This is a genomic window from Jezberella sp., from assembly GCF_964834465.1.
Genome location: NZ_CBAZRM010000002.1, coordinates 93,302 through 118,195, shown reverse-complemented (window position 1 = coordinate 118,195; position 24,894 = coordinate 93,302). Strand labels below are relative to the sequence as shown.

Genomic DNA, 24,894 nt, shown 5'->3' with positions numbered 1-24,894 from the left:
CGTCCTTCAAGCTACGGTGACAGCAATGGATTCAATGACATTACGCATGTAACCTGGCGGGTTCCAGCGAGCGCTCGTTGGTTGGGTTTCACCCAAAGCGCTAATTGCCTGCACACGCAAATCCAGTGTGCCTTTCTGGGCAGGTTTGAACTCGAGGCTCCATGGTCTGAAGGAATACCGCCCAAGGTCCTGTCCCAATTTGGCTGCCATCCAGCTTTTACCGCCATCTTGCGAGAACTTAACCGCTTTGATCCCCGCGCCACCGTCAAACGCAATGCCCCGCACCAAGCTCGACTTGCCAACCTGCAAGACACTCTTGTCGGTCAAATTGGTGATGAAAGAGCGCACACCAAATTTGTTGATGGGGATGCTTTTTGCCACAGCAGCGCCGGGCTCAACACATTGACAGTCATTGTCTGGCACACGATAGGCGGCGGCCATCCAAAAACCGCTAAACACATCATTGACCACATTGATTTCGCTGAGATGCTTGATCCAATAAGTGCCGAAATAGCCGGGCACAATCAACTTGATGGGATAGCCGTTCAGGAAGGGGATGTCTGCGCCATTCATCTGATAGGCGACCATCACTTCGCCGTCTAACGCGTGATCGATATCCAATGCCTTGACAAAATCTGGCCCGTCGCCCAGTGGCGGCTTATCGAGCCCGTTAAAGGTCACTTGCTTTGCACCTTGGCCAGGATTGGCCGCTTTCAAAATATCTTTCAACGGTACGCCAACCCAAGTCGCATTGCCCATGGCACCGTTACCGAGTTGTCCGCCGTTGACACGAGGCTCAAAAAAACCGCGGCTGTTACCTGAACATTGATTGACGGCGACAATTTTTTTGGACGTGAATTTGGTTTTTAAATCCTGCAACGTGAGTTCGAGAGGCTTGGCGACATTGCCGCCAATCTTCAGACGATAGGTCGCGGCATCAATCGAAGTCGGGATGCCATTCCAGTGATAGCGAACGAAGAACTCATCGTTCGGGGTGATGACTTTATTGTCGAAATAGCTAAAAGGCGTTTCCAGTTGTGGTGGCCGAACTGTCAACACAATGAGTGGTTTTTTTTCAGGAAAAGCAACCAGATCTCTTTCGCCCGACGCGAATGGTAAGTTGACTTTCGTGCCGGCCGCGTAGGAAAGAGATGAGAGCGAAGATGAAGCCGCCCCTACAACGCCTAACGCAAGTAGTTTGCGCCGGCTGAGGGCGTGCGCTTGATCGGTTGCCATGGTTGAATCCTCTCAATGTGTTGTTGTAACAAAAAGTGTAATGCATAGACGAGTAACACCCACCGGCGTGCTGTCATTTTGTTACCAATGACAAGGGTAACTCCCTAGTGGCTGGGCGGGTATTTGCCAATACTGAGCCACGCCAGAGAGATGAACTGGCGACTTGAGCCGATGAGCTAACCCCCAATGCGTGTGCTCGGGTCGCGCATCCTGATCTTCGCTCGTTTCTGGTCGTAAACCGAGGTGAGTGTGTTCGCTGGGATGTTGAAGTTTCATGACTTCAAGCCCTGTTCTGGCCAAAGATAGCCGAGCAGTCGATCCTGCCCCTGTCCGAATTCTGGTCTCTAAAGCCCGCAATACCGCCGTCGCTAGTAAATAGCCCGTTCCAAAGTCCAGCGCTTGTACAGGTAGGGGCTTTGGTTCAAGCGTTTGTGTTATCCGCTGTCCTCGCTCTGCGATCCCCATACTCATTTGTACAAGACTATCAAACCCGCGTCGGTGTCTCCATGGCCCAGTATGCCCGTACGCATTGAGTGAGACGTCCACCAGACCGGGGCTGAGGTCCTGTCGAGCGGCCGCGCCCAAACCCAAGCGGTCGAGCGCGTCGCTACGATAGCCATGTACGATGACATCGGCGGCTTGCAGTAAGGATTTGAAGAGATCTAGATGGCCAGGTGCTAGCAAGTCGACCCGTGCACAGCGTTTACCCACCGTCATCTCTGGCTCATTACCGGGTTCGACCCACCAAGGGGGATCTATTCGAAGCACCTCGGCGCCGAAGGCCGCTAGCATTCTTGTGCAGGTGGGCCCGGCCAACACGCGGGTGAGATCGAGCACTTTCAATCCCTGTAACGGTCTGGCCAGATTGAATGCCCAAGCGGGCTGCCTGCGCACTGCGCCCTCTGCCCAGTCAATGAGAGGCTCGGCCATCACGGCTTGCCCTTGCGGATGTTGTTGCCAATCTTCAAACGATCGCATGGTCGCCGCACACCCGCCGCTGGCAACAATGGCAGACTCTAAATCATTGCTTGACCAGTTGGCGACGGCTTTCGCCACGGATGCACGATGCCCCTCAGCGTTTAAAACAGATAGGGCAGCTTGATAGTGGTGAGGCGCGTTGGTGTGCAACCTGATCCACCCGTCTCGAGTTTGGTAATCCCCAGTGATAGGGTCGCTGTTCGGGGGTGTCTGCCAACCAACAGGGCGTATCGAATCACGAAACCAAAACGAGGCTAATCGGCGGTCGACCATGACCCGTGCTTTTTGTTCAGTATCGAATCCCATCGCCTGAACGAGGCTCGCAAGCGCTAAGCCACAAGCACCGACTGTTGCCGAGGCAAAAGAGGTGACCGCGAAAACTGACGGCAACTCTCCGTCACCGGTGAGGGATACTTGACTGACTTTGGCGGGATCGCCGTTGGCGGCAAGCCAAAACGAACGAAGGATTTCAATATCGTGGTGCAACGGTGCTACCTTACGGTTGGGGGTCTCAATAAAACGCTTTCTGATCCAGCGAAAGGTGGGGGAAGGCGCTTAGAACATGGCTTTCTGTGACAGGCGGCAGCGCTTGAAGGTAGCCGGGATCGAGGTCACCGAGTGACGTGACACCGAGCAACCCCATACACGTACGTATCTCTGTTTCGAGTAGCTCTAGCACGCGAACGACGCCTTCGGCCCCGGCGGCCGCCAAGCCAAAGCACTGCATCCGACCCAAACCAACCATGTTGGCGCCCAGCGCGATGGCTTTCACCACATCAGTGCCACGATTAAACCCACCATCAATGATGATCGTCGCGCGCCCTTTGACGGCCTGCACGATTTCGGGCAGTGCGTCCATGCTGCCTCTGTCGTGATCTAACTGCCTGCCCCCATGATTTGAAACGTAAATCATATCGACGCCATGATCGATGGCCATCGCGGCATCGTCGGCTGTGCTGATGCCCTTCAATATCAAAGGAACCCTCAGTCTCTGCTTTAAGCGATCGATATCCTTCCAAGTGATTTGAGGTTGAAACTCTCGCCCTGGCACCTGACTGCGACGGATATTGCGTTGCGCGATGTCGCGTTCGCGACGGCTGTAGTAAGCGCTATCCACGGTTAAGCAAAAGGCGCTGCAACCTGCAGCCATGCTGCGGTCAGCCATGGCGTCAACCCACGCCGCATCCCCATGAACGTATAGCTGAAAGAGCCGCAGCGCCTCTGGTACGGCGTGCGCAACGGCTTCAACATTGACTTGGCAAACTGAGCTCAACATATGACCAATGCCGAAATGATGCGCGGCTGTCGCCGCAGCAACGGCAGAGTCCGGCGCAAACAACTCAAGACTGCCGACCGGCGCTAACATGACCGGTAACCGAAGATCGCGTCCAAGAAAAGTAGTGCCCGTCTTTACTTCGCTGACGTCGCGCAAAATCCTCGGTTTGAATGCTAATCGATCAAGGGCAGCACGATTGCGCTTGACCGTGGTTTCGGTTTCAGTACCACCGACGATATAGTCCCAATTGTCATGATTTAGCCTTTGCCTGGCTTTCTGAATAATTTCATGCAACGTTAAAAAGGGCAATGCCGTCGGCGGGGGCGCCGCCTTTGTCTCGTGGTTTGTCATCGTGCGACCAATTTCTTTGAATGTGTGCTGGTAATGTAGGCATCGACCTCTCGTTTGTCAACGAAGCCTCGCTTGACGCATGTCCCTATTTGAACGATAACGTTGGGCAATGCCAATGTCATGTCTAATGGGGGATCTTGGGACGATGGTCGATTTAGTTGCAGTGCGCCAATTGGCGCCTACCGGCGTGTTGCGCGTGGGGATCAATATGATCAATTTTCTGCTCGTGTCTGGTGTCTCACCTGAGGGAGAGCCAGAGGGCGTGGCGCCTGACATGGCCCGTGCTATCGCAAACATTCTCGGTGTGCCGGTTGAGTTAATCCCATTTGGTTCACCCGGTGAATTGGCGGATGCCGCGACAGCGGGGCGTTGGGATATCGGCCTGATCGGTGCTGAACCGACTCGGGCAGAGACCATTGATTTCACCAGCGCTTACGTCGAAATCGAAGCGACCTATCTCGTGCCGCCTGAATCCAGTTTTCAGTCGATCGATGAGGTGGATCAACCGGGTGTCCGGATTGCTGTTGCTGCACGCAGTGCCTATGACCTCTGGCTGAAACGGCATATTCAGCACGCAAGTTTGATCCATGCGGATGGGTTTGAAGCGACCTTCGAGCGCTTTGTCCACGAAAAGCTGGATGCCATGGCGGGCTTGCGAACCGGTCTGATGGCGGATGCAGTGCGCCTACCAGGTTCACGCCTTCTGGACGGCCGGTTTACGGCGGTTCAACAAGCGATCGGCACGCCTAAAGGCCGACCCGAGGCTGCGGCTTTTTTACAGACGTTTGTCGACGATGCAAAATCGAGCGGAAGGGTTGCTCGTCTGATTGAGAAGTACGAGGTCAAGGGCCTGTCAGTCGCGCCTTGACCCCGCTTGAGTTGATGCCAGTGTTTAGTTCTTGAGTTTATAGCCAGTCTTAAAAATCCATTGAACGACAAGCAGACAAACCAGCAAAAACAAACAAGTCATGCCAACGCTCAGACCTAAACTGACATCGCCCGCGTCGTAGAAACTCCAGCGAAAGCCGCTAATCAGGTAGACGACCGGGTTGATGAGAGCGACCTTCTGCCAGAAGGGTGGCAACACCGCGATTGAGTAGAAACTGCCACCCAGAAACGTCAGGGGCGTGATGATGAGTAACGGTACGACCTGAAGCTTTTCAAAACTATCCGCCCAGACCCCAATAATAAAGCCGAGCAAACTGAAGGTGATTGCGGTCAGTAGCAAAAAGAATATCATCCAGAAAGGATGGGCGATATGCAGTGGCACGAAAAAAGTGGCGGTCGCAAGAATGATCAAGCCGAGAATGATCGATTTGGTGGCTGCCGCGCCAACATAACTTAAAACGATCTCGAGATGCGACACCGGCGCTGAAAGAATCTCGTAAATGGTTCCGCTGAATTTCGGAAAGTAAATCCCGAAAGAGGCGTTTGAAATACTCTGGGTGAGCAGCGACAGCATGATCAAACCGGGCACAATAAACGCACCGTACGAGACACCATCAATAGCCGTGATGCGCGAGCCGATAGCCGCGCCGAAAACGATAAAGTAGAGCGAGGTAGAGATGACAGGTGCGATCACGCTCTGCATGATGGTGCGGCGTGTTCTGGCCATCTCGAAATTAAAAATCGCCCAGATGGCATGAGTGTTGAGTTGCATGTTTATTTGGCTCCACCGTCGACCAGATCGACAAAAATATCTTCGAGTGAACTCTCGGTTGTGCGTAAATCTTTGAAGTGAATCTTTTCGCTAGCAACGAGATTGAGCACTTCTGTGATGGCAGGACCTTTGCTTTGTGAGTCGAACGTATAAGTGATTTCGTCACCTGCAGCCGAGAGGGATAGCCCGTCGATCTTCAGCGCTGTCGGTAGCGTCGTTAATGGCATAGCTAACTGCAGGATGAGTTGCTTTTTACCGAGCTTTTTCATGAGTGATGCGGTGGTATCCACGAGTTGAATCTCACCTTGAGTGATGATGCCGATGCGATCCGCCATCTCTTCGGCTTCTTCAATGTAGTGGGTGGTCAAAATAATGGTGACGCCGGTTTGCTTGAGCTGCCTGACCAATTGCCACATGTCTCGCCTGAGGCTGACATCCACGCCAGCAGTTGGCTCATCCAGAAACAAAATTTGCGGCTCATGGGATAGTGCCTTCGCGATCATTAGCCGACGCTTCATCCCACCGGACAATCTAACGATTTTGCTGTCTTTTTTATCCCAAAGGGATAAATCTTTAAGAATTTTTTCAATCAAGGCTGGATTGGCCGGTTTGCCGAACAAGCCTCGGCTAAAAGACACTGTGTTCCAGACTGTCTCGAACATGTCGGTCGAAATCTCTTGAGGCACCAACCCCACTCTTTCGCGGGCCTGCCGGTAATGAGTGATGTGGTCAAAACCATCGATGACCACATGACCCGTTGAGGCGTTGACGGTGCCGCAGATGATGCCGATTAAGGTGGTTTTGCCTGCGCCGTTAGGCCCGAGCAAGGCAAAAATCTCACCTTTCCTGACATCGAGATTGATGTTTTTTAGGGCACTGAAACCCGTCGCGTAGGTCTTCGATAAGGAAGACACAGAAATAATATTGTTCATGAATACAGGGCTTTTAAAGGGATGGCCGCAACCATCGTTGCATGTCGATCGAGCACGGGCCAGAAAGTTTCCACCGCAATAGTAACGCTTTGTTACTACGACATTGCCCACCCTATAATGCCGGTATGGAAAAGACCAAACGCTTGATCATCGCGATCACAGGTGCCTCAGGCACACTTTACGGTATCAGGATGCTTCAAGCTTTGAGCGTCAGTGACATTGAAACCCACTTGATCATGAGCGACTCGGCCAAAATAACGATGGCGGCTGAGACGGACTTCAAAGTCGATGAGGTCGAAGCAATGGCAGACGTTGTTCATGCCGCGAAAAACATTGGTGCGTCGATTGCCTCAGGGTCATTTTCAACGCTGGGGATGGTGGTGGCCCCTTGCTCAATCAATTCTTTGTCTGAAATTGCCTGGGGGATCACGGGTAACTTGATCTCGAGAGCTGCAGATGTGGTCTTAAAAGAGCGACGACGCCTGGTGTTGTTGGTGCGTGAAACGCCATTGCATGCAGGTCATCTCAAAGCGATGGCGCAGGTCACGGAAAATGGCGCCATTGTGATGCCGCCGGTTCCTGCTTTATATACACGTCCCCATACCGTGGATGATGTTATCAACCACACGGTCGGCAGAGCGCTTGACTTGTTTCACATTCAGACCGATTTGGTATCCCCTTGGGGTGGTCTCAAACCCCGTCAGTAGTTCTTAGCCCTTTATTACCAAGATGTAACAAAAATTGTTACAGATGGTCATATGTTTATCATTACACTTCACTCTTTTGAAAATGCCGCCGCAGCGCGTTGCATTTTTATGACTTGTTACCGCTGAACTTTGATTCGATCAAAATGACCTCATTCGACCCCTTCGCAAACAAAAAAACTTCAAAATTCTGGCTCTGGGCAGCAGCCGTGGTGGTGTTAGCACTTGTTTATTTTGTGGGCAGCAGGCTACTTCAGAAAGATGTCCCCCAGACAAGAGTCAACACCACTCAAACAGAAGATAAAGATTTTGTCGATCTCAATGAGAAGCAATTGGCCAGTGTAAAAGTTGAGCCAGCCCAAAGCGCTGACTTCTTGGCGACCTATAAAGCATTTGGCAGCGTGGATTTTAACGAGAACGCTGCTGTGCAAGTGTTTACCAATTACCAAGGTCGAGTAAGTCAAACCTTTGCAGATGTCGGTGACACGGTGAAAAAAGGGCAGGTGCTATTTACGGTCGACAGCGCCGATCTGGCGCAAGCTTCGTCCGCACTGCTTGCGGCCAAAGGTGTGTATAGCCAAACTACCGCGACACTGGCCAGAGCAAAAGAGCTTTATGAGATCAAGGCAATCGCACTAAAGGAATACCAACAGAACGTGGCGGATCAGAGCGCCGCAGAAGGCGCATTGAAGGCCGCCAGACTTACCGTGGCGCTGTTTGGTAAATCAGAGGCTGAGATAGCGCAGATCGAAAGCAAACGGAAGATCGACTCGACAATGAAAGTGTTGAGCCCTGTGTCGGGCGCGGTGATCACTCGCAACGTTCAACCTGGGCTGTTCGTGCAGGCAGGCGCGACACCGGCGCCTTTCGTCGTGGCCGACGTGTCAACCAAATGGTTGATTATTAATGCGACAGAAGCAGAGAGCCCTAAATTGAAAGTGGGACAAGAGGTTGAAGTGAAAGTCAATGCTTTTGCGAATGAAACCTTCAAGGGCCGAATCAAGGTCGTTGGGTCTGTGGTTGACCCAGTCACTAGGACAGTCACCGTACGTTCAGAGATTGCTGATTCAGCCAATTTGTTGCGCTCGGGGATGTATGCGACGTTTACCGTGCGATCCGATCAAGCCGTCAGAAGCGTTGCTGTGCCGGATGATGCGTTGGTTCGCGAAGGTGACGGCTCAATGTCGGTTTGGGTGTCCGAATCCAACAACAGAATGAAAAAGCGCACAGTGACGACGGGCCTGCGGACCAACGGCCTGGTTCAAATCATTCAAGGTCTTAAAGAGGGCGAACCGATTGCGTCAACTGGATCAATATTCTTGAGTAATTTGCTATTGGTTGGCGAGTAGTTGACGTTTTGCTTTGGTCTTGTCATCGACCGTAATGTGTGCCCCTTAGTTTTGAAACAGAGAGATTTTTTGTGATAGCGTCAATTATTTCTTTTGGTCTCACACGTCGGCCAATCATTTTATTAGGCCTGCTCGTGTTTATCGCAGCGGGCTTGATGGCCTTTAGTAAACTCAACATTGAGGCCTACCCTAATCCTGCCCCTGTCATCCTCGAGATTACGGCACAAGCGCCAGGTTTGTCAGCCGAAGAGATGGAGAAGTATTACACCATCCCCATGGAAATTGGCCTCTATCCTACGCCAGGAATTACCAATATCCGTTCTACCTCGTTCTATGGTTTGGCGTTTGTCAGAGTGACATTCAAATATGACGTTGATTTTTATTTTGCGTACTCGCAGGCGGGGATCAGCCTTCAGCAAAACGTCAATTTGCCCGGCAATCAGATCCCGCAGATACAACAGTCAAGCTTGGTCGGTGAGATTTTCCGCTATCAAATCGTCGGGCCGAAAAACTTCGGCCTGACAAACTTGCGAACGGTGGACGATTGGGTTGTACGGCGGCGACTCTTAACGATCCCGGGCATCGTTCAAATCAATACGTGGGGAGGGACCACGAAAGAATTTCAGGTACTCGTCGACATAGCGAAACTGCAGGCTCGTAACCTGACGCTCTCGCAAGTCGTCAGCGCACTCGGAAATTCTAATAGCAACGTGGGTGGCAGAGAGCTCGATTTCGGTCAGCAGTCCGTCAACATCAGAGGGGTTGGATTGATTGATGACGGAGGTGAGGATGACCTCACTCAAGGTAGCCGCGTGACTGATATCGAAAACGTGGTTTTGTCACAAACCAATGGTGTTCCGGTGCTTGTTAAAGATGTGGCCAAAGTCGATATTGGATATGTTCCCCGTTTGGGAATCGCGGGTAAAGACCATCAAGACGACATCGTTGCCGGCATCGTGGTGATGGGGCGTAGCCAGCACACCAATGACATGATCCCCAAAGTGAAGGCCATGATTGAAGCGTTGAATACCGACGGCAGTTTGCCGGCGGGTGTCAAAGTGGCGCCTTATTACGACAGATCAGGTTTAGTGGCAGTGACCACGCATACGGTGATTGAAAACTTGGTTTTTGGTTGTCTGTTGGTGTTCTTCATTCAGTGGGTATTTCTGGGTGATTTGCGCAGCGCCATCATCGTGGGGGTCAATATCCCGTTTGCGTTGTTGTTTAGCATCATGATTCTTGTTGTCAGAGGTGAGGATGCCAATTTGCTGTCGATCGGCGCTGTCGACTTTGGCATTATTGTGGATTCTGCGGTGATTCTTGTTGAGAACATTTTCAGAAATTTCCAGCAGTCTGGTGCGGCGCGACGCAGGCTGATAGAAGATGTTGAAGGCACGGGCTTCGATGAACAGGCGCAAATCAAGCGTTATCCGAAGTGGACAGAACGGTTGAGCATGATCTTAATTAGTTCAAAACAAGTTGACAGTTCGGTGTTGTTCTCTTCTGTCATCACGGTCGCTGCTTTTATCCCCTTGTTCACCATGCAAGGGGTGGAGGGCCAGATTTTTGGCCCAATGGCCAAGACGTACGCTTATGCGTTAAGTGGCGCTTTGATTGCAACGTTCGTCGTTACCCCTGTCTTGGCCTCACTGCTACTGCCAGCACACATCGAAGAAGTCGAAACCTTTTTGGTGCGGTTTTTGCGGCTCAAATATGAGCCAGTACTTCGATGGTCACTTATTCACTGTAAAAAGATGGTGGGTTTTGGCTTGATATTTTTGGCGCTGACTTTCTTTCTGGCGACCAGACTGGGATCCGAATTTCTTCCCGCGCTAGAAGAAGGTAATTTGTGGATTCGTGCTGCGATGCCAATGACCATGGCGCTAGATGCTGGAACTGAACCAGTGGGTAAGATGCGTGACATTTTGCTTCGCCATCCCGAGGTACTGACTGTCGTTTCCCAACATGGCCGCCCAGATAACGGCAGCGATGCCGCCGCTTTCTCGAACGCAGAGTTGTTCGTGCCGTTAAGGCCTTTTGATCAGTGGAAGAGCGGGCGAACCAAAGAAGATTTGACGGCCGACATTCAAAAGGAATTTGACGATGAGCTACCAGGCGTCGTGTTTAATTTCTCGCAATATATTCAAGATAACGTTGAAGAAGCGTTATCAGGCGTGAAAGGCGCCAACTCGGTCAAAATTCTCGGCCCTAATCTGGCCAAACTCGAGGAGATTGCGGAAGAAGTTCGAGCGCAGATGAGAACGGTAAAGGGCGTTGAGGATCTTGGTATTTTTTATCTCAGAGGGCAACCGAACCTGAATGTAAAAATAAATCGTGAGAAGGCGGCCCGTTATGGCTTGAATACGGGGGATGTGAATACCTTCATTCAGGCATCACTGGCCGATCTTGTTGTGACCAATGTGTTGGAGGGGCCGCTCCAGTTTGGCTTGTCCGTGCGCCTGTCGAACGATGATCGCAATGATATCGAGAAAGTAAAGGCGCTGCGCATTGGTTATCAGACCCCCAGCGGTGCGACCGCCTATACCCCTCTTTCATCGTTAGCTGATATCACCGTGGACACGGGGGCAACCTACATCTATCGCGAATCCACGTCACGGTTTATCCCAATTAAATTCAGTGTGCGTGGCCGAGATTTGGGGAGTACGGTTGCTGAAGCGCAAGATAAGATTGCCAAAACAGTGACTTTACCCCGCGGCTATCAGATCATCTGGGCCGGAGAGTTTCAGGATTTGCAAAAGGCAAAAGAGCGGTTGACCACCATTGTGCCCATCACGCTGATATTGATTTTGATTCTGCTTTATTGTCTGTTCAACTCGTGGTCTGATAGCTTGCTCGTGCTGGCGGGTTTGCCTTTTGCCATCGGCGGAGGGGTGATTGGTCTATATGTTGCTGGTTTAGATTTCAGTATTTCTGCGGCGATCGGATTTATCTCGCTGTTCGGGATTACGGTGATGAACGGCATTTTGATGACGAGTTACTACAACCACACGCGTGAGACCACAGCGTTGAGTTTGATCGATGCGATGTTTCACGCGGCCAGTCAGCGGATGAGACCGATGTTGATGACAGCGTGGTCAGCATGTATCGGGTTGTTTCCTGCTGCGATTTCTCACGGTATTGGCAGCCAAGTGCAGAAGCCGTTGGCAACGGTAGTGGTGGGCGGCCTGTTAATCGGACCTCTCATGTTGCTAATCGTGGTGCCAGCCCTCATGTTGTTGAAAGATATTGCAGCCAACAAGCGTGCGGAGGCTAAAAAATGAAGCGTTTGAGGGTGGCGAGCCCGCTCGTATTAACATCGTTGCTGTTTCTCGCTGTGATGCCAGTCTGGAGTGCGACGGGCAAGGCGACAGTTGGAGGGCCCAAAAGCAACGCGGGGACGAGTGTCGGTGGTGCCGCTTCAGCCAACAGTAAAGCACGAGGGACGGTAGGTGGGGCAACTACGCCACCTCCTGTCGCTAATCCAGCACCTGCCGGGAAAAAATGAAACTTCGGCTCTCCGCACTCGATCTCCTTTTGCGAGCATCTTTCGTAAGAACCATGAGCCGAAAGCACGGCATGGGTCTTTGGATTACCGTGCTTGTCACAGTGGGCTTGCAAACGCTCGCCCAATTCATTCCGTTCTTGCCTTGGCTAAGCTGGCCTTTTCTCGCCTATGTGGCGTGCACATTGCTGCGTGACTCGGCGATACCTGCTAGCAGGGTGCCAGCATTGTGGATAAAAAATGCGACTGCACTTGGCACTCGCCCTATCGCCCTGATCAGTTTGTTGTTATATGGCGTGCTTAGTTTCATTCTCTACACGGGTCTAAGTGATTTGCTGCGACTACTTCCCTTGTCAGAGATCGGCACGCGCCTGAATGTACCTGTGATTGCTGTGTTTCCTTATGCATTTGCAGAGGCCGTTGTCATCTTGTTTGCTACATCTTGCGCGTCTAGGCTTGCGGTCGATGATAGCGATGTTTTTGCCTTGTTAGCGATAGGGGTTCGGGACTTGTTGTTTTCACCCGTATCAAGCCTCTCGCTGATATTGTTTTATGCGCTGATCTGGACCAATGTTGTTACCCAGCTGGCAATATTCGTGAAGTTGCCCTTATTGTCAGTGGTGCTAGGACACAGCGCTTATTCAGTGACAGCAATACTTTGGGCTGCGGGAGGTCTTCGCCCCAACGATTGTGTTGACACAACTGACCCCGCCTTGAAGATCGTCTGACCGTCATGAAAGAAATGTATACAGCAAATCCTTTTCAGCGAAAGCTACCTAAAATCAGTCTCGCTTGTGGATTGATTCTGGCGCTCACGGCCTGTGCCGTCGGGCCTGATTATGTTCGCCCCGAGGCGGCTAGCGTATCTCGCTTTACTCGTGAACAGGACCCTGTCAGCGCGAGTTCTGTTGATCTCGTTAAGCATCCCATACAGGCTGACTGGTGGCGTGATTATCAATCCGATGCCTTGAACGACATCGTCGAACTCGCGTTGAAACACAATCCGAACGTTGAGGCAGCGGAAGCGACCTTGAAAGTGACCCGAGCTAACGTTAGGGCACAGCAGGGTTTCTTTTTTCCCGCCATCACCGCAGGGTTCTCGGGGGTCAGAGGTAATACTGGCAATAATATTACGGCCCCGACGGTTAATTGGGATGCCAACACCTATAGCTATTCTTTACAAACGGCAACGTTCAACGTGGGCTTTACGCCAGACATTTTCGGTTTGAACAGGCGACAAGTCGAGTCGCTTGAGGCGCAATCGAAGAACGCTCAGTACCAGTTAGACGCGCTTAAGATCACGATCGCCAGTAACGTCATTGCGGCTGTGATTCAAGAAGCCGCCCTAGCGGAACAATATGCCGCCCAGCAAGAGTTGGTCAGACTTGGCAGTATGCAGCTGGTGACTGCACGCAAGATGCTCTCACTCGGTTATTTCAGCCGGCTTGACCTGGCTAATCAAGAAATGGCGTATGCAGCATCGGTACAGGGATCATTGGCGGTTAAAAAACTACTCGATCAGACGCGCGATTTGATCGCAGTCCTGTGTGGTCAGTTGCCCAGCACTGAGCTAAAGCTTGTCAACCTCGAGAAGGTTCAAATCCCAGCTCATCTTCCACAAGCTGTCCCTTCACAACTGGTCGACCAACGGCCCGATGTGATGGCTGCCGAAGCCTTGGTTAAGTCTGCGAATGCCCAAATTGGGGTGGCAATCGCGAATATGTTGCCTCAGTTCTCCATCGTCGGCTCATTAGGGGGGGCCGCCAATGTATGGAGCGACCTGTTCAGTTCGGGCAACCCGTTCTGGTCGTTAACCGGTAATGTTGGTCAGGTGGTGTTTGACGGCGGCACGCTCTACAACCGCAAACGGGCCGCTGAAGCAGCGACCGAACAAGCAGTGGCACAATATCGGGCGACTGTCATCGTGGCTTACCAAAATGTGGCTGATACGCTTTACGCGTTAGAAGCGGATAAGACGGCCTTCGACACAGCCTTAGAAAACGAGAAAGCCAACTTGGCGATTGCAAACGGTCTGCAACAACAATTCGAAAAAGGCTATGCGTCTGAGCCCGCTGCGCAATTGGCCCGTCAGGGTTACTTGTCAGCCAGAACCGCGCGTTTGCAGGCGCAAGCTACCTATCTGGGCGATACCGTTGCCCTCTATCAATCACTGGGCGGTGGCTGGTCTCGAGACAGTAGCGAGTCGCAGCATACAACAACCAATTGATCACACGTCAGTGGCCTGAAGTCTCAGGTGTTCGTTGATATAGTCAAAAAAAAGCGTGATGACAAGCTCTGTCAACACGCTTTAGTTCAACCAAGAGGGGCCTTGCGCTCAGCGTATCAGTTGGGTACGAGAACTTCTTGCGCTGTATTCGTTTGCGGGTTGGTCATGATTTGCCAGTGATACCCGGCAGGGGCCGCCCTTGTGACCCCTGGACTTTGCACATAAACGGGTTGTTGCTGCACAACAACCGGTTGCTGGACGATCACTGGAGGTGGGCTGTAATAGTAAGGCGCGCCGTAGTAGGGCGAGTTGAGTGATGCCCCAACGACCGCACCAGCAATGACACCACCCACTACCGCAGGGCCGACCCAACCGCCTCGATAGCCCCCATGGTAACCATACCAAGCGTTCGCATTGACGCTCATCAGCAAGGCAGCAGCAAAGCCAGCAGACAGAAGAAGTTTTTTCATGGCATCACCAAATTCAAGTTAATCGCAAGAGTGAGATTACTCAAAGCAATCTAAGTTCCGTTAATTTGCCAGATTTCGATCGACCGAGTCATTACAAACGCGTAATTGGCAGGACGACAGGGGCCAAAAAGCCAAAAGCAATCCTTAAAGGTAATCCTTTCCTGCCTCTTGCGCAAATCGCTCGGGGGGGCCCACCCAAACGATTTGACCGTGCTCGACCACATAAACGCGATCCGCATGCGGTAGGGCAAAGGTGACATTCTGTTCAGAGAGGATGACCGTCAGATCTGTCGTTTGTCTTAACCGCTCGAGTGCCTTAGACAATTGTTCAAGAATCACAGGTGCTAAACCAAGGGTTGGCTCGTCGAGTAACAACAGTTTTGGTTTAGCCATTAAGCAACGGCCAATGGCCAACATTTGTTGTTCGCCCCCACTGAGTGTGGCTGCGGCTTGGGCGATCCGTGATTTCAGGATGGGGAAGAGATCGAACAGCCAATCCAGCTGCTTTTGCCTATCCTCTGCGCTGAGGCGTAATCCGGCAATTTCAAGATTTTCGCCGACACTGAGTTGACCAAAGAGCTCACGGGTTTCTGGGCATTGGATGAGCCCGCGCTGGGCAATCTGAGCGGCAGACATCGCTTGTTGATCAACACCGAGAAATTTGATCTCACCTTGATAAGGAATCATGCCAGAGATGGCATTGAACAAGGTCGTCTTGCCGGCACCGTTCAGGCCCACGACAGAGACGAACTCGCGTTCGCGGATATGCAGCGAAACGTTTTGCAACGCAACAGCTTTGCCATAATTCACACTCACGTGAGTGACATCGAGCATGGACGTCCCGGTCTGCGCTAGTGCCGGTCGCTGAGCCACTTCAAGGGCACCACCCAGGTAAACGCGACGAACAGTTTCATCTTGCATGACAGCTTCCGCAGCCCCTTCAGCGATCTTATTGCCGAGGTACATGGCGAAGACACGATCAACCAGAGCGGCAACGCTTTTGACGTTGTGATCCACCAGTAGTACAGCACGCCCTTCATCGCGCAATGAACGAATGAGCTTAGAAAAATCTTCAACTTCGCCAGCGGTCAGCCCGGCGAACGGTTCGTCGATCAAGACGACATCGGGGTTTCGCGCGATTGCCTTGGCAACTTCCATCCGGCGCAGATCTGCAAAGGCTAAGGTGCCAGGTAACCGATCCATCACCGAACCAAGTCCCACCAGATGCGCAATATCCCGCGCTCTTTGGTCGAGCGCTTTGGGCATGAAAAGCGTGGTCAGCTTATCCGGCAACAAGCCGAGTTTGATGTGTTCGAGCACCGTCTGTCGGTGTAATGGCCGAGAATGCTGAAACACAATCCCGATCCCCGCGCGTGCTACACGGTTTGACGGCCAACCGGCAACGTCCTGCCCTTTGAGGATGATCGAACCCGAGTCCGGTTTTGTGACGCCCATGATGAGTTTCATCACGGTTGATTTACCCGACCCGTTTGGTCCGATCAGGCCGAGAATTTCACCGCCCTTGAGATCAAACGCAATATCGTTAACGGCCACCAGGCCGCCAAAGCGTTTGGTCAGCCCCTTGACGCTTAGCATGGTGTTGAGTGCTTGCATGATTAGCCGCGCTCCTTGCGATGCAACATCATCCCCAAGAACCCACCCGGCACGATCATGATGACAATCAGTGCAATCAGAGAAACGATAAAGGTCGATAGCGTGCCAAATGGGCGAAGTGCCTCACCGGCGGCAATCATGAAGATCGCACCGAGCACTGCCCCGACGATAGTGCGGCGACCCCCTAAGACGGCACCAATGATGATTTGCACGCCCACCGACACGTCGATCATGGTGCCAACGGAGGCTGTCCCCAAATAAAAGGCTAAAAATGCTCCTGCCATGCCGGTAAAAAAGGCACTGACCACAAAAGCAGCCAGCTTATGTTTAGCGACGTTAAAACCCAGCGCTGAGGCTTCAACCGAGTTTTGACCAATCGCTTGCAAAATTAAACCGACCGGCGATCGAGAAATAAAGTACAACACGGCGCCCGATACGAGCATCACGGCGAGGGCGATGTAGTAATTTGCCACGGGATCAATCGCAATCACATCCGGGATCGTCAGGCCGATCTCACCGCCCGTCACACTTGCCCCAACGACGACGACGTTGAGCATCAGCAGCACAGCCACCAGCGTGATCAAACCGAAGTAGGGCCCTTTCAGTCTGAGGGCGGGCATGGCCAATATGACACCACCCACCACCGCCGCGAGTGAACCAGCCGCGATGCACCAAGGGATGGCTAAGCCGTAGCGACTATTCAGGATGCCTGCGGTGTAGGCACCCAGACCAATCAGAAAGGTAGGGCCGAAGTTGACCTCCCCTGCGTAACCAAACAGCAGATCCCAGGACATGGAAAAAACTGCAAAATAAAATCCCACCGTCAGTAGACCCAGCACGTAAGCGCGAGAGTACATCGGCAAGACAAAAGCAGCGGCCAAGAACAGTGCCGTGAACCAAAAAAGACGTTTTTGTGCGTGCGAAGTCATGAGGGCCTCTTATCAACGACGACCAAGAAAGCCCTGAGGGCGAACGTACATCACGATCACCAGCAGGATAAGGGATGGTATCGTGCGATACGCTGGAGAGATCAAATAGGCGGTCATCGTTTCGAGGTACCCCACCGCATAGGCCGCATAAAGTGAGCCTGCGATGCTGCCTAAACCGCCGAGGACGACGATCGTGAAGGCGCTCGCCATCAAGGGCCCCGCACTATATGAACTGACGCCTAGAAACATGCCCAGCAATACGCCTGCAACGCCAGCAAGTAAGCCATAGATCAGCCACACGGCGATATAGATTTTTGACAACTCAAAGCCCAGCAGCGTCACGCCTTTTGAATTCATCGACGCCGCCAGCAACACCTTGCCTAGGGTCGTCTTGTTCACGAGCACCCAAAGTAAGCCAATAATCGCCCAACATATCACTGCGGTAAAAATTTCGTTGTCGGGCACCCGTACGCCACCAATGAGCCGTACCCCTTCAAAAATCGGATTCACGGCTTTGGCGTTTGAGGTAAAAAAATAGGCGACTAATTCTTGAATCAAAATCCCCCAAAGCAGAGTGCCAGTCAGGATGAAGATCTCTTTCTCTTCTTCGGGGATTTTGCGTGATTTCTGTAACGGCCTGACGATGACGAAATTCGTCATGACCGTGGCGATTAGACAGGCGAGAATACCAACAAATGCTGCTGCGACGCTGCTTAATTCAAGGTAGGCCGTTGCAGCCCAGGCGATCACCGCCGCCATGACCATCAAAGCCCCATGAGACAGATTGAGAACCCCAGAGACCCCAAAGATCAGGGTGAATCCGGTTGCACCCAATGCATAAAGCGCGCTCACGGCGAAGCCGTCGAGCAAGATTTGCATGGCTATTTTCATTACTCAGGTTCCGATCGTATGCAACGATCACTCCCCCGACGCTCGTTGAGGGAGTGATGAGCCAGCGTGATTATTTTTCTGGGTTCAGTTTGACAAAGCCTGGGAAGACCGTTTTGCCCGCAGCCAGTTTGGTTGGCCACACGGTCACTTGCTTGTTCTCTTGCCACTGCTGAATCAGACCGGTCAGCTCTTTGCCGTAGACAAGTGAATGCGTAAATTCAGAGTCACGTCCTTGAAACCGCACGCGGCCAATAGTCCCTTGGTAATCTGTGGCTTCAAGCGCCGTGACCATCTTGTCGGCATCGGTCGAACCTGCCCGTTTGATCGCATCGACGATCATATAGACATCGTCGTACGCGGTGTAGCCACAATACGACGGGTAGTTGCCGTAGCGCTTTTTGAATCCCTCGGCAAAGGGAATGGTTTTGGGCGTAATGGCTACATCTGGGCTCGAGATGGATTGAAACATCACGCCAAGCGCAGAGCCGTTGGTCTCTTTCCAGAAACTACTGTTAGTCGCTTGTGACGCGATGCCAACCATGGGGATAGGGATCTGCTTGCTCTTCCACTGCACCGTAGGCTGCACGCCAACGTGTGAAATTCCCGTCACAATAATATCTGGTTTGGCCGCTTCAATCTGATTGAAAATCGGGGTGAAATCCGTCGTGTCAGGAGAAAAACGGGTGTGCCCGACGACTTGCAGGCCAGCTTTCGGCAGACACTCGGCGTAACCCGCATCGAGTGGTGTGGTCCAGGCGGCATCTTCACTCATGATGAACGCGGTTTTGACGCCTCGCTTATCCACCATGAGGTCTTTGACGGCATCACACACCTCGGTGGCCAGGGCAGCAGAGGTCAAGTATCCATGAAACGTGTATTTGTTACGGTCGTAGTCTTTATGTACCGCTTTACTGATCTCATTGCTTGCAGCGCCCGGTGTAATCATGGGCATTTTTAGACGAGCTGCCCAGGGCTCAAGCGCCAAGACCACTTCACTGATGTAACTCGCAATCACGGCATTGACTTTATCTTCGCCAGCGGCGCGCTGAAACGCACGTACCGAATCAGTGGCAGAGCTCTTGTTGTCGTACGTAATGATCTCGATCTTACGGCCATCTAAGCCTCCCGCTGCATTAATTTCATCTGCCGCCATCTTGGCGGCCTGCGAAATCGACGCACCTGAAATTGCTTGCTCTTCAGCAATCACACCAATACGGATAGGGTCTGCCGCGATGGCTTGCTGAGCACCGAAAGCCAAACCTACTGCACAGAGCGCAAGCAGATAAGGGCGTGACAGTCGGGGATTCTGATTGAGTACAGCGTTGTTCTTCATGATTGTTTGTCTCTTTGTTATCAGTTGCACGTCATGATGCTTTCGCTAGCGCGGCCGCTTGTGGTTGAGCGTATGCCTTTGCGATTATCCCGTATGCTTACATGGCGGCTAGGTCAAGCATATAGGGGAAAACTATATGCTTGCGATGAAATATTGAGCTCAAGCGCAGTGTGCGCCAGCAGAGACTGCAGCGTGGTTAAGACACCCCTAGCATTAAAACGTCAATGACAGACGTAATCACTGCGTGTAGCTCTTCAGGAGATGCGTGGATGGACGCAGCGTCAATCAAATGGCATGCATTGAGCAACGCGAAACGGGTTTGCTCTGCCAACAGGTAATTGAACCCGTCTAGTGGCGAGACCGCAGCACTGGCTGCTTGGGATAAGTCATTGGTGGGCCAAATTAAAGCGATATTTTGTTCCGTCACCATAGTGAATTTCCTTTGATAACCTGTGTTTTAACTTCATTTTGACGGTATCAAGGGGTGGGGGTTCCTCATTTGTAACGGGCTGAAATCAGTGTGTTGATGTCACGCCGAGGCAGCGTGGTGATTTATTTTTTTTGAAAATAGCTTGCAAGGCCAGCTAACCTGCACATTAACGGCTTAACTGTTTAACGGCAGTGTGTCGAAAAACTTTAACGTTTAGGCTCGTTTTCGTTGCAGAGTGCTTGATATTTAAGGACTTTTCGTTTAAAAAATCATTGTCAAAAGCTTAAATCACTCTTATTTGAGCGAGAACAACGATGGCTACAAATCCTATTTCTGTTGGGCCGTTGCCCACGCCTGTTGCACCGCCTGCCGCGGCAACCGGTTCTGCCTCGTCTGCGACAAATGCGGTTGCGTTAAACACGACTGTCACGTCGGTCGGTTTAACCGGGGTGAACCCAGGGGCTCAAAGTCAGAATGCCTCGCAGACGGGCGGGCAGCAGAGCCAACAAAATGGCAAACCAAACGGCTATCTGCTGCAAGCGTTCGGGACTGCGTTGCTGCAGTCGGGCGTAAGCCTTTTTGCACCGTCCCAAACGCAGTCAGCTCAGCCAGTTTCAAGTGCTCAGCAACCCGGTGCAACGACAGGGGCGGTTAACGCCTCAGGTGGGGCGCAGACGAGTGGCGGTGCCGTGCCTGTACGAGATGCTGTCCATCAATTCATGCATGACTTGATGACGGCCGTTAACGCTCAGCAAAGCGCGACAACACTGGGCTCATCGTCTTCTGGGTTCGCGTCTAGTGTGAGTGTGGCGGGCTACACCAATATGTCGAGTGTCTTAAACAGTTTGATTGCGCAATTGTCAGGCCCTTCACTAGACTCATCGGGCAGTGGGACTGAGCAAAACTCTGTGATTCAGACCTTACAGGCTGATTTTCAACAAATTGTCGCAGCCTCGGGGGGGTCTGCTACGTCACCAAACACCCCCAGTCTTGCCTCGTTTTTACAAAACCTCGAGCTGACGATTAACGCACTGGGTCATACCAGTCCGTCTTCTACTGGCAGCCTGATCAACGTCACCGCCTGACCTTGGTTGGGTGGAGCACTAACTTTTGCACTCGCCAATTCAAGAGTTCAGCCACATACAAGGTGTTTTCATCAGGGCATGCAATTGCATGAATCCAGCCGAACTGCTTGATCTGCTTACCCGATTGCCCGAGAACACCCAGCACCTTTCCATCCAGAGACATCTTGTAGATGCGACCAGGGTATGCATCTGAGGCGAACATGACAGGGTTAGGGCCTGCGGTAATGCATAAGGTCCACGGAGATCCCGGCATCATGTTCTTGTTAATAAGTGCCGGATCGTCTTTTTTCGACACATCAGGCACCTCACCGATGGCTGGTTGGATCTTGGGATCAAACGGCACGTCGATCTTGATTTCGCGCTCAAACTTACCATTACTGTCAAAGACCTGAATACGTCGGTTGCCGCGATCAGCCACATAAATGTTGCCGCTGCCATCCGCGGCGATACTATGTGGGGTATGAAACTCACCCTGTTTCTGACCTCGATCACCCCATGACATCAACCAGTTGCCCTGCTTGTCAGCCTTGGCGATTCGTGAATTGACGTAGCCGTCACTGATAAAGACATCCCCTTGCGGATTCCAAGCCATATCAGTCACTTGTCTAAAGCGGCCGACTTCGGCCTTCAGGGGCGGGTTGGGGTGCTCAAGTGGCCCGGTTTCTTTATCAGAGGCCTCTTGCTTGCGACCAAAGACCATTCTGACGCGACCGGCCGGATCGAAACTGATCACCATGTCTGAGCCTTTATCGGTCACCCAGATGTTGTCGTCCTTATCGATTCGAACCATATGAGCATAAGACCAGGCATAAAGGCCTTTGCCGATTTCACGGATAAATTTACCTTTGCTATCAAACTCGAGTAATTGTGCAGCTGCTGCCGAAAAGGCAGGGCCATTGGTGGCACCCCTGTGCAGTACAAAAATATGCCCTTTAGAATTGACGGCGACCCCACTGACTTCGCCCAGGTACATATCCTTGGGCATCACGATGGGGTTCGGAACCGAGTCAAAAGGGATCTCGGGGACAGCGGACTGAGCAATCGTCGCTGTGCTGGCGAGCAGCAGAGCGCTAACAAATAAAGATTTCATGACAGGTCTCCCCTATTGCTATCGTTGTGCGGGTAAGGGTAGCGCAAAACCGAGCGATTGAGCGAGAAATCTGGTGTTTGAAAATTCGCTATGGTTGTTCGTCAGAAATCAAACGTTTTCCCAGGCTGATGACATCGTCCTGTCGGTATCCGAGGCTTTCATAGAAGGCAATGACCTGCTTGTTGGTCGTGCGAATTTGCAGATTCACTTTGGGGCAGCCAACGGATTCAAGCACTTGTTCACCGTGCTGCATGATCTGTCGTGCGTAACCCTGGCGTTGATGTTGCGGGGAAACCGCCAAGTAATTGACCCAGCCGCGATGACCGTCATAGCCAAACATCGCGGTGGCGATAATCTCGGTGCTTACTTCACCGATGACAAACCACTCGGGATGCACCGCCAATTTGCGTTCAATATCGAGTGCAGGGTTGTTCCATGGGCGCGTTAGGCCGCATAAATCCCAGAGATCAATGACCGCTTTGGTGTCAGCTGCTGTAAAAATCCGTATTTTCATTTTCTATCGCCCGTTTGACTACCAATGATGGCGAATTCATTGGATTGATTCTGCACGATTAGATTCTGCACTATTATTTACTGCCCTGCCCGATCGAACGTGCTTTCGAGTTTGTTGATGCATAGTCTTGCCAATTCCCCAGATGTCTTGAGCGTTATTTTGCTGGTATTGCTGCTAGGCATGCGCCATGGCTTTGACGCCGATCATCTGGCAGCCATCGATGGTTTGACCCGATATAACCACAAGGATAATCCTAAGCTCGCGAGGCTGGCGGGTTTGTTTTTTTCGTTGGGCCATGGCTTGATCATCGTACCTATTTCAGTCGGCGCAGCAACGTTGGCGCATGGTCTGAACATACCCGAATGGTTGAATGGATTTGGTACTTGGGTATCTGTGACCATTTTGCTCACGCTGGCGATCGCTAATATCCGTGGGGTGTTGCATACGCCCAAGAGCGCACTTGTTTCTTTACGTGGTTGGCGTTACCAATGGTTTGCTGGGTACTTGAACGTGCGCAGTTCATCTGCAATGTTGGCAGTAGGGGCGTTGTTTGCTTTGTCGTTTGACACCCTGAGTCAGGCGGCATTGTTCGCCGTGATCGCGGGTGAGTATCAGCGTTGGCAACTGGCGTTCATTCTGGCGGTGGTTTTTGTCTCAGGTATGCTGCTAACTGATGGTATCAACGGATTGTTCATTGCCCACTTGATCAAACGATCAGATCAAACCGCTCGGATCGCCTCTCGCGTGATGGCACTCTCGGTCGCCAGCGTCAGTATTTTGGTGGCCGGCTTGAATATTGCCGCGGCGATGTTGCCCAATTTTGATGCCTGGCGTGTTGGCAAAGAGTTATGGCTTGGTCTGGTCGTCATGTTGGTGCTCATTGCCAGCTACGGCATTGGCCAAAGGCTTAGCCGAACGACCTGAGCTGGGTTCAGAGACCTGGCGGTGCTGCCGGCAAGCAACCAGCCGCATAATTTGCAACAATACCAAAGAAGCTAAATCTGGATGGTTTCTCAGTCAGCCTTTTATCTCAACGTTAACCTCTTATTTCGTCGGATCATTCATGGATATTGCAAATAAAGTTTTCATCGTCACTGGCGGTGCTTCGGGGCTGGGCGCGGGCACGGCTCGTATGCTTACTGAAAACGGGGCTCACGTGGTGATTGCCGATCTGCAGGACGAGGCGGGTCAGACACTTGCGAGCGAACTGAAACAGCGCTATGTCCATTGCGATGTGACCAGTGAAAATGACGGTCGTGCGGTTATTGCGGCGGCTGTTGGCATGGGCAAGCTGATGGGGCTAGTCAATTGCGCCGGTATTGCACCTGCCTCAAGAATCGTTGGCAAGCAGGGCGCACACGACCTTGAGCTGTTCAAAAAAGTTGTCACCATTAATTTGATTGGCTCTTTCAATATGGCGCGGTTGGCAGCCGAGGCGATGTGTAAAAACGATCCCGAAGCAACGGGTGAACGTGGCGTCATGATCAATACGGCTTCAGTTGCGGCCTACGAAGGGCAGATTGGTCAGGCAGCATACTCTGCGTCTAAAGGTGGGGTTGTTGGGATGACACTGCCTATCGCCCGCGATCTTGCTGGCTTTGGCGTTCGCTGTGTGACCATTGCGCCAGGTATTTTTGGCACACCCATGATGTTTGGCATGTCACAAGAAGTACAGGATTCTCTAGCAGCGAATATTCCCTTCCCCTCGCGCTTGGGTCGTCCCGAGGATTATGCAAAATTAGTTCAATCCATCATCACCAACGAAATGCTCAACGGCGAAACTATTCGTCTGGATGGCGCAATCCGGTTGGCACCCAAATAATCCACATACCCCTGCGCGCTTGAATGGCGAGCAGGGTGCTGGCGTCACTGGCTGGCAGGCGATTTCAAATGTGTCCGAATTTCGGCCATCAAGGGGCCTAATTGCTCTCTTGGTACAAACTGCCCGATCTCGACGGTTTTTTCAGCTTCTGACAATTGAAAAACTTTGCTGTTTCTGCGCGGTCTGCTGATTTCAGCCCAAAGCGTGTTGAAGTGGTGCACCTGCTTCTTGTAGCCGATAAAGGTGGTCACCGTCATCCGTGTGCCGTGAATTTGTATCTCTTCAAAATCCAGCGCATGACGTGAATACACGAGAAAGCCAATGGTCACTGCTGTCACTTCAATGGCGGTAAAGATGGCTACCACCCAAATGCCAGCGACCAAGAAGCCGAGTCCCACCGTCAGCGAGAAACCGACCAGCAGCACGTAAAAACCCCCTAGTTGTTTTGGGGTGAGCGAGCAGTTACGCTTGGTTCGCCAAATCTTCATCGACGGGTGACTT

At 52.0% G+C, this 24,894-nt stretch carries 24 protein-coding genes; 10 read left to right on the top strand and 14 right to left on the bottom strand.

Going from position 1 to position 24,894, the window contains the following annotated elements; translation table 11 throughout:
* Positions 1-6: 6 nt before the first annotated feature.
* From sorA to AC1W8Y_RS01865, 3 genes are all read right to left on the bottom strand, one after another.
* The gene (gene sorA / locus AC1W8Y_RS01875; protein ID WP_482012763.1) at positions 7-1,236 is read right to left on the bottom strand and encodes a SorA family sulfite dehydrogenase catalytic subunit; all 1,230 of its coding nucleotides are present in this window, start codon (positions 1,234-1,236) and stop codon (positions 7-9) included.
* A gap of 81 nt (positions 1,237-1,317) precedes the next feature.
* Positions 1,318-2,700: a CoA transferase gene (locus AC1W8Y_RS01870; RefSeq protein WP_482012762.1), complete on the bottom strand. Its 1,383-nt coding sequence runs from the start codon at positions 2,698-2,700 to the stop codon at positions 1,318-1,320.
* Positions 2,701-2,725: 25 nt separating this feature from the next.
* Positions 2,726-3,841 (bottom strand): alpha-hydroxy acid oxidase, encoded by a 1,116-nt coding sequence (locus AC1W8Y_RS01865; protein ID WP_482012761.1) that lies wholly within the window; start codon positions 3,839-3,841, stop codon positions 2,726-2,728.
* A gap of 115 nt (positions 3,842-3,956) precedes the next feature.
* On the opposite strand from AC1W8Y_RS01865, the gene AC1W8Y_RS01860 reads away from it, so the two are divergent.
* On the top strand, positions 3,957-4,709 hold the full coding sequence (locus tag AC1W8Y_RS01860) for a transporter substrate-binding domain-containing protein (RefSeq protein WP_482012760.1): 753 nt from the start codon (positions 3,957-3,959) through the stop codon (positions 4,707-4,709).
* A gap of 24 nt (positions 4,710-4,733) precedes the next feature.
* Here AC1W8Y_RS01860 and AC1W8Y_RS01855 read toward each other — a convergent pair whose 3' ends face one another.
* Complete coding sequence (locus tag AC1W8Y_RS01855; RefSeq protein WP_482012759.1) at positions 4,734-5,501, bottom strand: ABC transporter permease; 768 nt, start codon at positions 5,499-5,501, stop codon at positions 4,734-4,736.
* Between the two features lie 2 nt (positions 5,502-5,503).
* Complete coding sequence (locus tag AC1W8Y_RS01850; RefSeq protein ID WP_482012758.1) at positions 5,504-6,433, bottom strand: ABC transporter ATP-binding protein; 930 nt, start codon at positions 6,431-6,433, stop codon at positions 5,504-5,506.
* Positions 6,434-6,558: 125 nt separating this feature from the next.
* Here AC1W8Y_RS01850 and AC1W8Y_RS01845 point away from each other — a divergent pair, with 125 nt between their 5' ends.
* The 6 genes from AC1W8Y_RS01845 to AC1W8Y_RS01820 all read left to right on the top strand — a co-directional run bounded on the left by AC1W8Y_RS01845 (position 6,559) and on the right by AC1W8Y_RS01820 (position 14,215).
* Positions 6,559-7,140, top strand: coding sequence for a UbiX family flavin prenyltransferase (locus tag AC1W8Y_RS01845; RefSeq protein WP_482012757.1), 582 nt, complete (start codon positions 6,559-6,561; stop codon positions 7,138-7,140).
* A gap of 143 nt (positions 7,141-7,283) precedes the next feature.
* Complete coding sequence (locus AC1W8Y_RS01840) at positions 7,284-8,486, top strand: efflux RND transporter periplasmic adaptor subunit (RefSeq protein ID WP_482012756.1); 1,203 nt, start codon at positions 7,284-7,286, stop codon at positions 8,484-8,486.
* Positions 8,487-8,557: 71 nt separating this feature from the next.
* The gene (locus AC1W8Y_RS01835) at positions 8,558-11,767 is read left to right on the top strand and encodes an efflux RND transporter permease subunit (protein WP_482012755.1); all 3,210 of its coding nucleotides are present in this window, start codon (positions 8,558-8,560) and stop codon (positions 11,765-11,767) included.
* Positions 11,764-11,991 carry a hypothetical protein gene (locus tag AC1W8Y_RS01830; RefSeq protein WP_482012754.1) on the top strand — a complete coding sequence of 76 codons (228 nt, stop codon included), beginning with the start codon at positions 11,764-11,766 and terminating at the stop codon, positions 11,989-11,991. Before AC1W8Y_RS01835 ends, AC1W8Y_RS01830 begins: the two co-directional genes overlap by 4 nt.
* Before the next feature lie 53 nt (positions 11,992-12,044).
* On the top strand, positions 12,045-12,716 hold the full coding sequence (locus AC1W8Y_RS01825) for a hypothetical protein (RefSeq protein ID WP_482012753.1): 672 nt from the start codon (positions 12,045-12,047) through the stop codon (positions 12,714-12,716).
* Between the two features lie 5 nt (positions 12,717-12,721).
* Positions 12,722-14,215: an efflux transporter outer membrane subunit gene (locus tag AC1W8Y_RS01820; protein WP_482012752.1), complete on the top strand. Its 1,494-nt coding sequence runs from the start codon at positions 12,722-12,724 to the stop codon at positions 14,213-14,215.
* 116 nt (positions 14,216-14,331) lie between these two features.
* Here AC1W8Y_RS01820 and AC1W8Y_RS01815 read toward each other — a convergent pair whose 3' ends face one another.
* The 6 genes from AC1W8Y_RS01815 to AC1W8Y_RS01790 form a co-directional block, all read right to left on the bottom strand.
* Positions 14,332-14,685 (bottom strand): hypothetical protein, encoded by a 354-nt coding sequence (locus AC1W8Y_RS01815; RefSeq protein WP_482012751.1) that lies wholly within the window; start codon positions 14,683-14,685, stop codon positions 14,332-14,334.
* Between the two features lie 144 nt (positions 14,686-14,829).
* The gene (locus AC1W8Y_RS01810; protein WP_482012750.1) at positions 14,830-16,299 is read right to left on the bottom strand and encodes an ATP-binding cassette domain-containing protein; all 1,470 of its coding nucleotides are present in this window, start codon (positions 16,297-16,299) and stop codon (positions 14,830-14,832) included.
* Between the two features lie 2 nt (positions 16,300-16,301).
* A complete protein-coding gene (locus tag AC1W8Y_RS01805) occupies positions 16,302-17,228 on the bottom strand; it encodes a branched-chain amino acid ABC transporter permease (RefSeq protein WP_482012749.1) in 927 nt (308 codons plus the stop codon).
* A gap of 12 nt (positions 17,229-17,240) precedes the next feature.
* Positions 17,241-18,107: a branched-chain amino acid ABC transporter permease gene (locus tag AC1W8Y_RS01800; protein WP_482012748.1), complete on the bottom strand. Its 867-nt coding sequence runs from the start codon at positions 18,105-18,107 to the stop codon at positions 17,241-17,243.
* 82 nt (positions 18,108-18,189) lie between these two features.
* The gene (locus tag AC1W8Y_RS01795; protein ID WP_482012747.1) at positions 18,190-19,452 is read right to left on the bottom strand and encodes an ABC transporter substrate-binding protein; all 1,263 of its coding nucleotides are present in this window, start codon (positions 19,450-19,452) and stop codon (positions 18,190-18,192) included.
* A 196-nt stretch (positions 19,453-19,648) separates the two neighbouring features.
* Entirely contained in the window at positions 19,649-19,882 is a 234-nt protein-coding gene (locus AC1W8Y_RS01790) for a hypothetical protein (protein ID WP_482012746.1), read from the bottom strand.
* Between the two features lie 314 nt (positions 19,883-20,196).
* Between AC1W8Y_RS01790 and AC1W8Y_RS01785 the strand changes: the two genes are divergently transcribed.
* Positions 20,197-20,967: a hypothetical protein gene (locus AC1W8Y_RS01785; protein ID WP_482012745.1), complete on the top strand. Its 771-nt coding sequence runs from the start codon at positions 20,197-20,199 to the stop codon at positions 20,965-20,967.
* Here AC1W8Y_RS01785 and AC1W8Y_RS01780 read toward each other — a convergent pair.
* Both AC1W8Y_RS01780 and AC1W8Y_RS01775 read right to left on the bottom strand, forming a co-directional pair.
* On the bottom strand, positions 20,957-22,057 hold the full coding sequence (locus AC1W8Y_RS01780) for a peptidyl-alpha-hydroxyglycine alpha-amidating lyase family protein (protein WP_482012744.1): 1,101 nt from the start codon (positions 22,055-22,057) through the stop codon (positions 20,957-20,959). The two genes, AC1W8Y_RS01785 and AC1W8Y_RS01780, sit on opposite strands and share 11 nt — an antisense overlap.
* A gap of 88 nt (positions 22,058-22,145) precedes the next feature.
* The gene (locus tag AC1W8Y_RS01775) at positions 22,146-22,571 is read right to left on the bottom strand and encodes a GNAT family acetyltransferase (RefSeq protein ID WP_482012743.1); all 426 of its coding nucleotides are present in this window, start codon (positions 22,569-22,571) and stop codon (positions 22,146-22,148) included.
* A 117-nt stretch (positions 22,572-22,688) separates the two neighbouring features.
* Between AC1W8Y_RS01775 and AC1W8Y_RS01770 the strand changes: the two genes are divergently transcribed.
* Together AC1W8Y_RS01770 and AC1W8Y_RS01765 are read left to right on the top strand one after the other, a co-directional pair.
* The gene (locus AC1W8Y_RS01770) at positions 22,689-23,495 is read left to right on the top strand and encodes a HoxN/HupN/NixA family nickel/cobalt transporter (RefSeq protein ID WP_482012742.1); all 807 of its coding nucleotides are present in this window, start codon (positions 22,689-22,691) and stop codon (positions 23,493-23,495) included.
* Between the two features lie 139 nt (positions 23,496-23,634).
* The gene (locus AC1W8Y_RS01765) at positions 23,635-24,393 is read left to right on the top strand and encodes a 3-hydroxyacyl-CoA dehydrogenase (RefSeq protein WP_482012741.1); all 759 of its coding nucleotides are present in this window, start codon (positions 23,635-23,637) and stop codon (positions 24,391-24,393) included.
* Positions 24,394-24,437: 44 nt separating this feature from the next.
* Here the strand turns inward: AC1W8Y_RS01765 and AC1W8Y_RS01760 are convergent, their stop codons facing one another.
* Positions 24,438-24,881 carry a DUF2244 domain-containing protein gene (locus AC1W8Y_RS01760; RefSeq protein WP_482012740.1) on the bottom strand — a complete coding sequence of 148 codons (444 nt, stop codon included), beginning with the start codon at positions 24,879-24,881 and terminating at the stop codon, positions 24,438-24,440.
* Positions 24,882-24,894 lie beyond the last annotated feature (13 nt).

Excerpts from the sequence above, each read along its gene's own strand:
- sorA (WP_482012763.1), bottom strand. The coding sequence starts at position 1,236 with ATGGCAACCGATCAAGCGCACGCCCTCAGCCGGCGCAAACTACTTGCG.
- AC1W8Y_RS01865 (WP_482012761.1), bottom strand. The coding sequence starts at position 3,841 with ATGACAAACCACGAGACAAAGGCGGCGCCCCCGCCGACGGCATTGCCC.
- AC1W8Y_RS01860 (WP_482012760.1), top strand. The coding sequence starts at position 3,957 with ATGTCATGTCTAATGGGGGATCTTGGGACGATGGTCGATTTAGTTGCA.
- AC1W8Y_RS01855 (WP_482012759.1), bottom strand. The coding sequence starts at position 5,501 with ATGCAACTCAACACTCATGCCATCTGGGCGATTTTTAATTTCGAGATG.
- AC1W8Y_RS01850 (WP_482012758.1), bottom strand. The coding sequence starts at position 6,433 with ATGAACAATATTATTTCTGTGTCTTCCTTATCGAAGACCTACGCGACG.
- AC1W8Y_RS01845 (WP_482012757.1), top strand. The coding sequence starts at position 6,559 with ATGGAAAAGACCAAACGCTTGATCATCGCGATCACAGGTGCCTCAGGC.
- AC1W8Y_RS01840 (WP_482012756.1), top strand. The coding sequence starts at position 7,284 with ATGACCTCATTCGACCCCTTCGCAAACAAAAAAACTTCAAAATTCTGG.
- AC1W8Y_RS01830 (WP_482012754.1), top strand. The coding sequence starts at position 11,764 with ATGAAGCGTTTGAGGGTGGCGAGCCCGCTCGTATTAACATCGTTGCTG.
- AC1W8Y_RS01825 (WP_482012753.1), top strand. The coding sequence starts at position 12,045 with ATGAGCCGAAAGCACGGCATGGGTCTTTGGATTACCGTGCTTGTCACA.
- AC1W8Y_RS01820 (WP_482012752.1), top strand. The coding sequence starts at position 12,722 with ATGAAAGAAATGTATACAGCAAATCCTTTTCAGCGAAAGCTACCTAAA.
- AC1W8Y_RS01815 (WP_482012751.1), bottom strand. The coding sequence starts at position 14,685 with ATGAAAAAACTTCTTCTGTCTGCTGGCTTTGCTGCTGCCTTGCTGATG.
- AC1W8Y_RS01810 (WP_482012750.1), bottom strand. The coding sequence starts at position 16,299 with ATGCAAGCACTCAACACCATGCTAAGCGTCAAGGGGCTGACCAAACGC.
- AC1W8Y_RS01805 (WP_482012749.1), bottom strand. The coding sequence starts at position 17,228 with ATGACTTCGCACGCACAAAAACGTCTTTTTTGGTTCACGGCACTGTTC.
- AC1W8Y_RS01800 (WP_482012748.1), bottom strand. The coding sequence starts at position 18,107 with ATGCAAATCTTGCTCGACGGCTTCGCCGTGAGCGCGCTTTATGCATTG.
- AC1W8Y_RS01795 (WP_482012747.1), bottom strand. The coding sequence starts at position 19,452 with ATGAAGAACAACGCTGTACTCAATCAGAATCCCCGACTGTCACGCCCT.
- AC1W8Y_RS01790 (WP_482012746.1), bottom strand. The coding sequence starts at position 19,882 with ATGGTGACGGAACAAAATATCGCTTTAATTTGGCCCACCAATGACTTA.
- AC1W8Y_RS01785 (WP_482012745.1), top strand. The coding sequence starts at position 20,197 with ATGGCTACAAATCCTATTTCTGTTGGGCCGTTGCCCACGCCTGTTGCA.
- AC1W8Y_RS01780 (WP_482012744.1), bottom strand. The coding sequence starts at position 22,057 with ATGAAATCTTTATTTGTTAGCGCTCTGCTGCTCGCCAGCACAGCGACG.
- AC1W8Y_RS01775 (WP_482012743.1), bottom strand. The coding sequence starts at position 22,571 with ATGAAAATACGGATTTTTACAGCAGCTGACACCAAAGCGGTCATTGAT.
- AC1W8Y_RS01770 (WP_482012742.1), top strand. The coding sequence starts at position 22,689 with ATGCATAGTCTTGCCAATTCCCCAGATGTCTTGAGCGTTATTTTGCTG.
- AC1W8Y_RS01765 (WP_482012741.1), top strand. The coding sequence starts at position 23,635 with ATGGATATTGCAAATAAAGTTTTCATCGTCACTGGCGGTGCTTCGGGG.
- AC1W8Y_RS01760 (WP_482012740.1), bottom strand. The coding sequence starts at position 24,881 with ATGAAGATTTGGCGAACCAAGCGTAACTGCTCGCTCACCCCAAAACAA.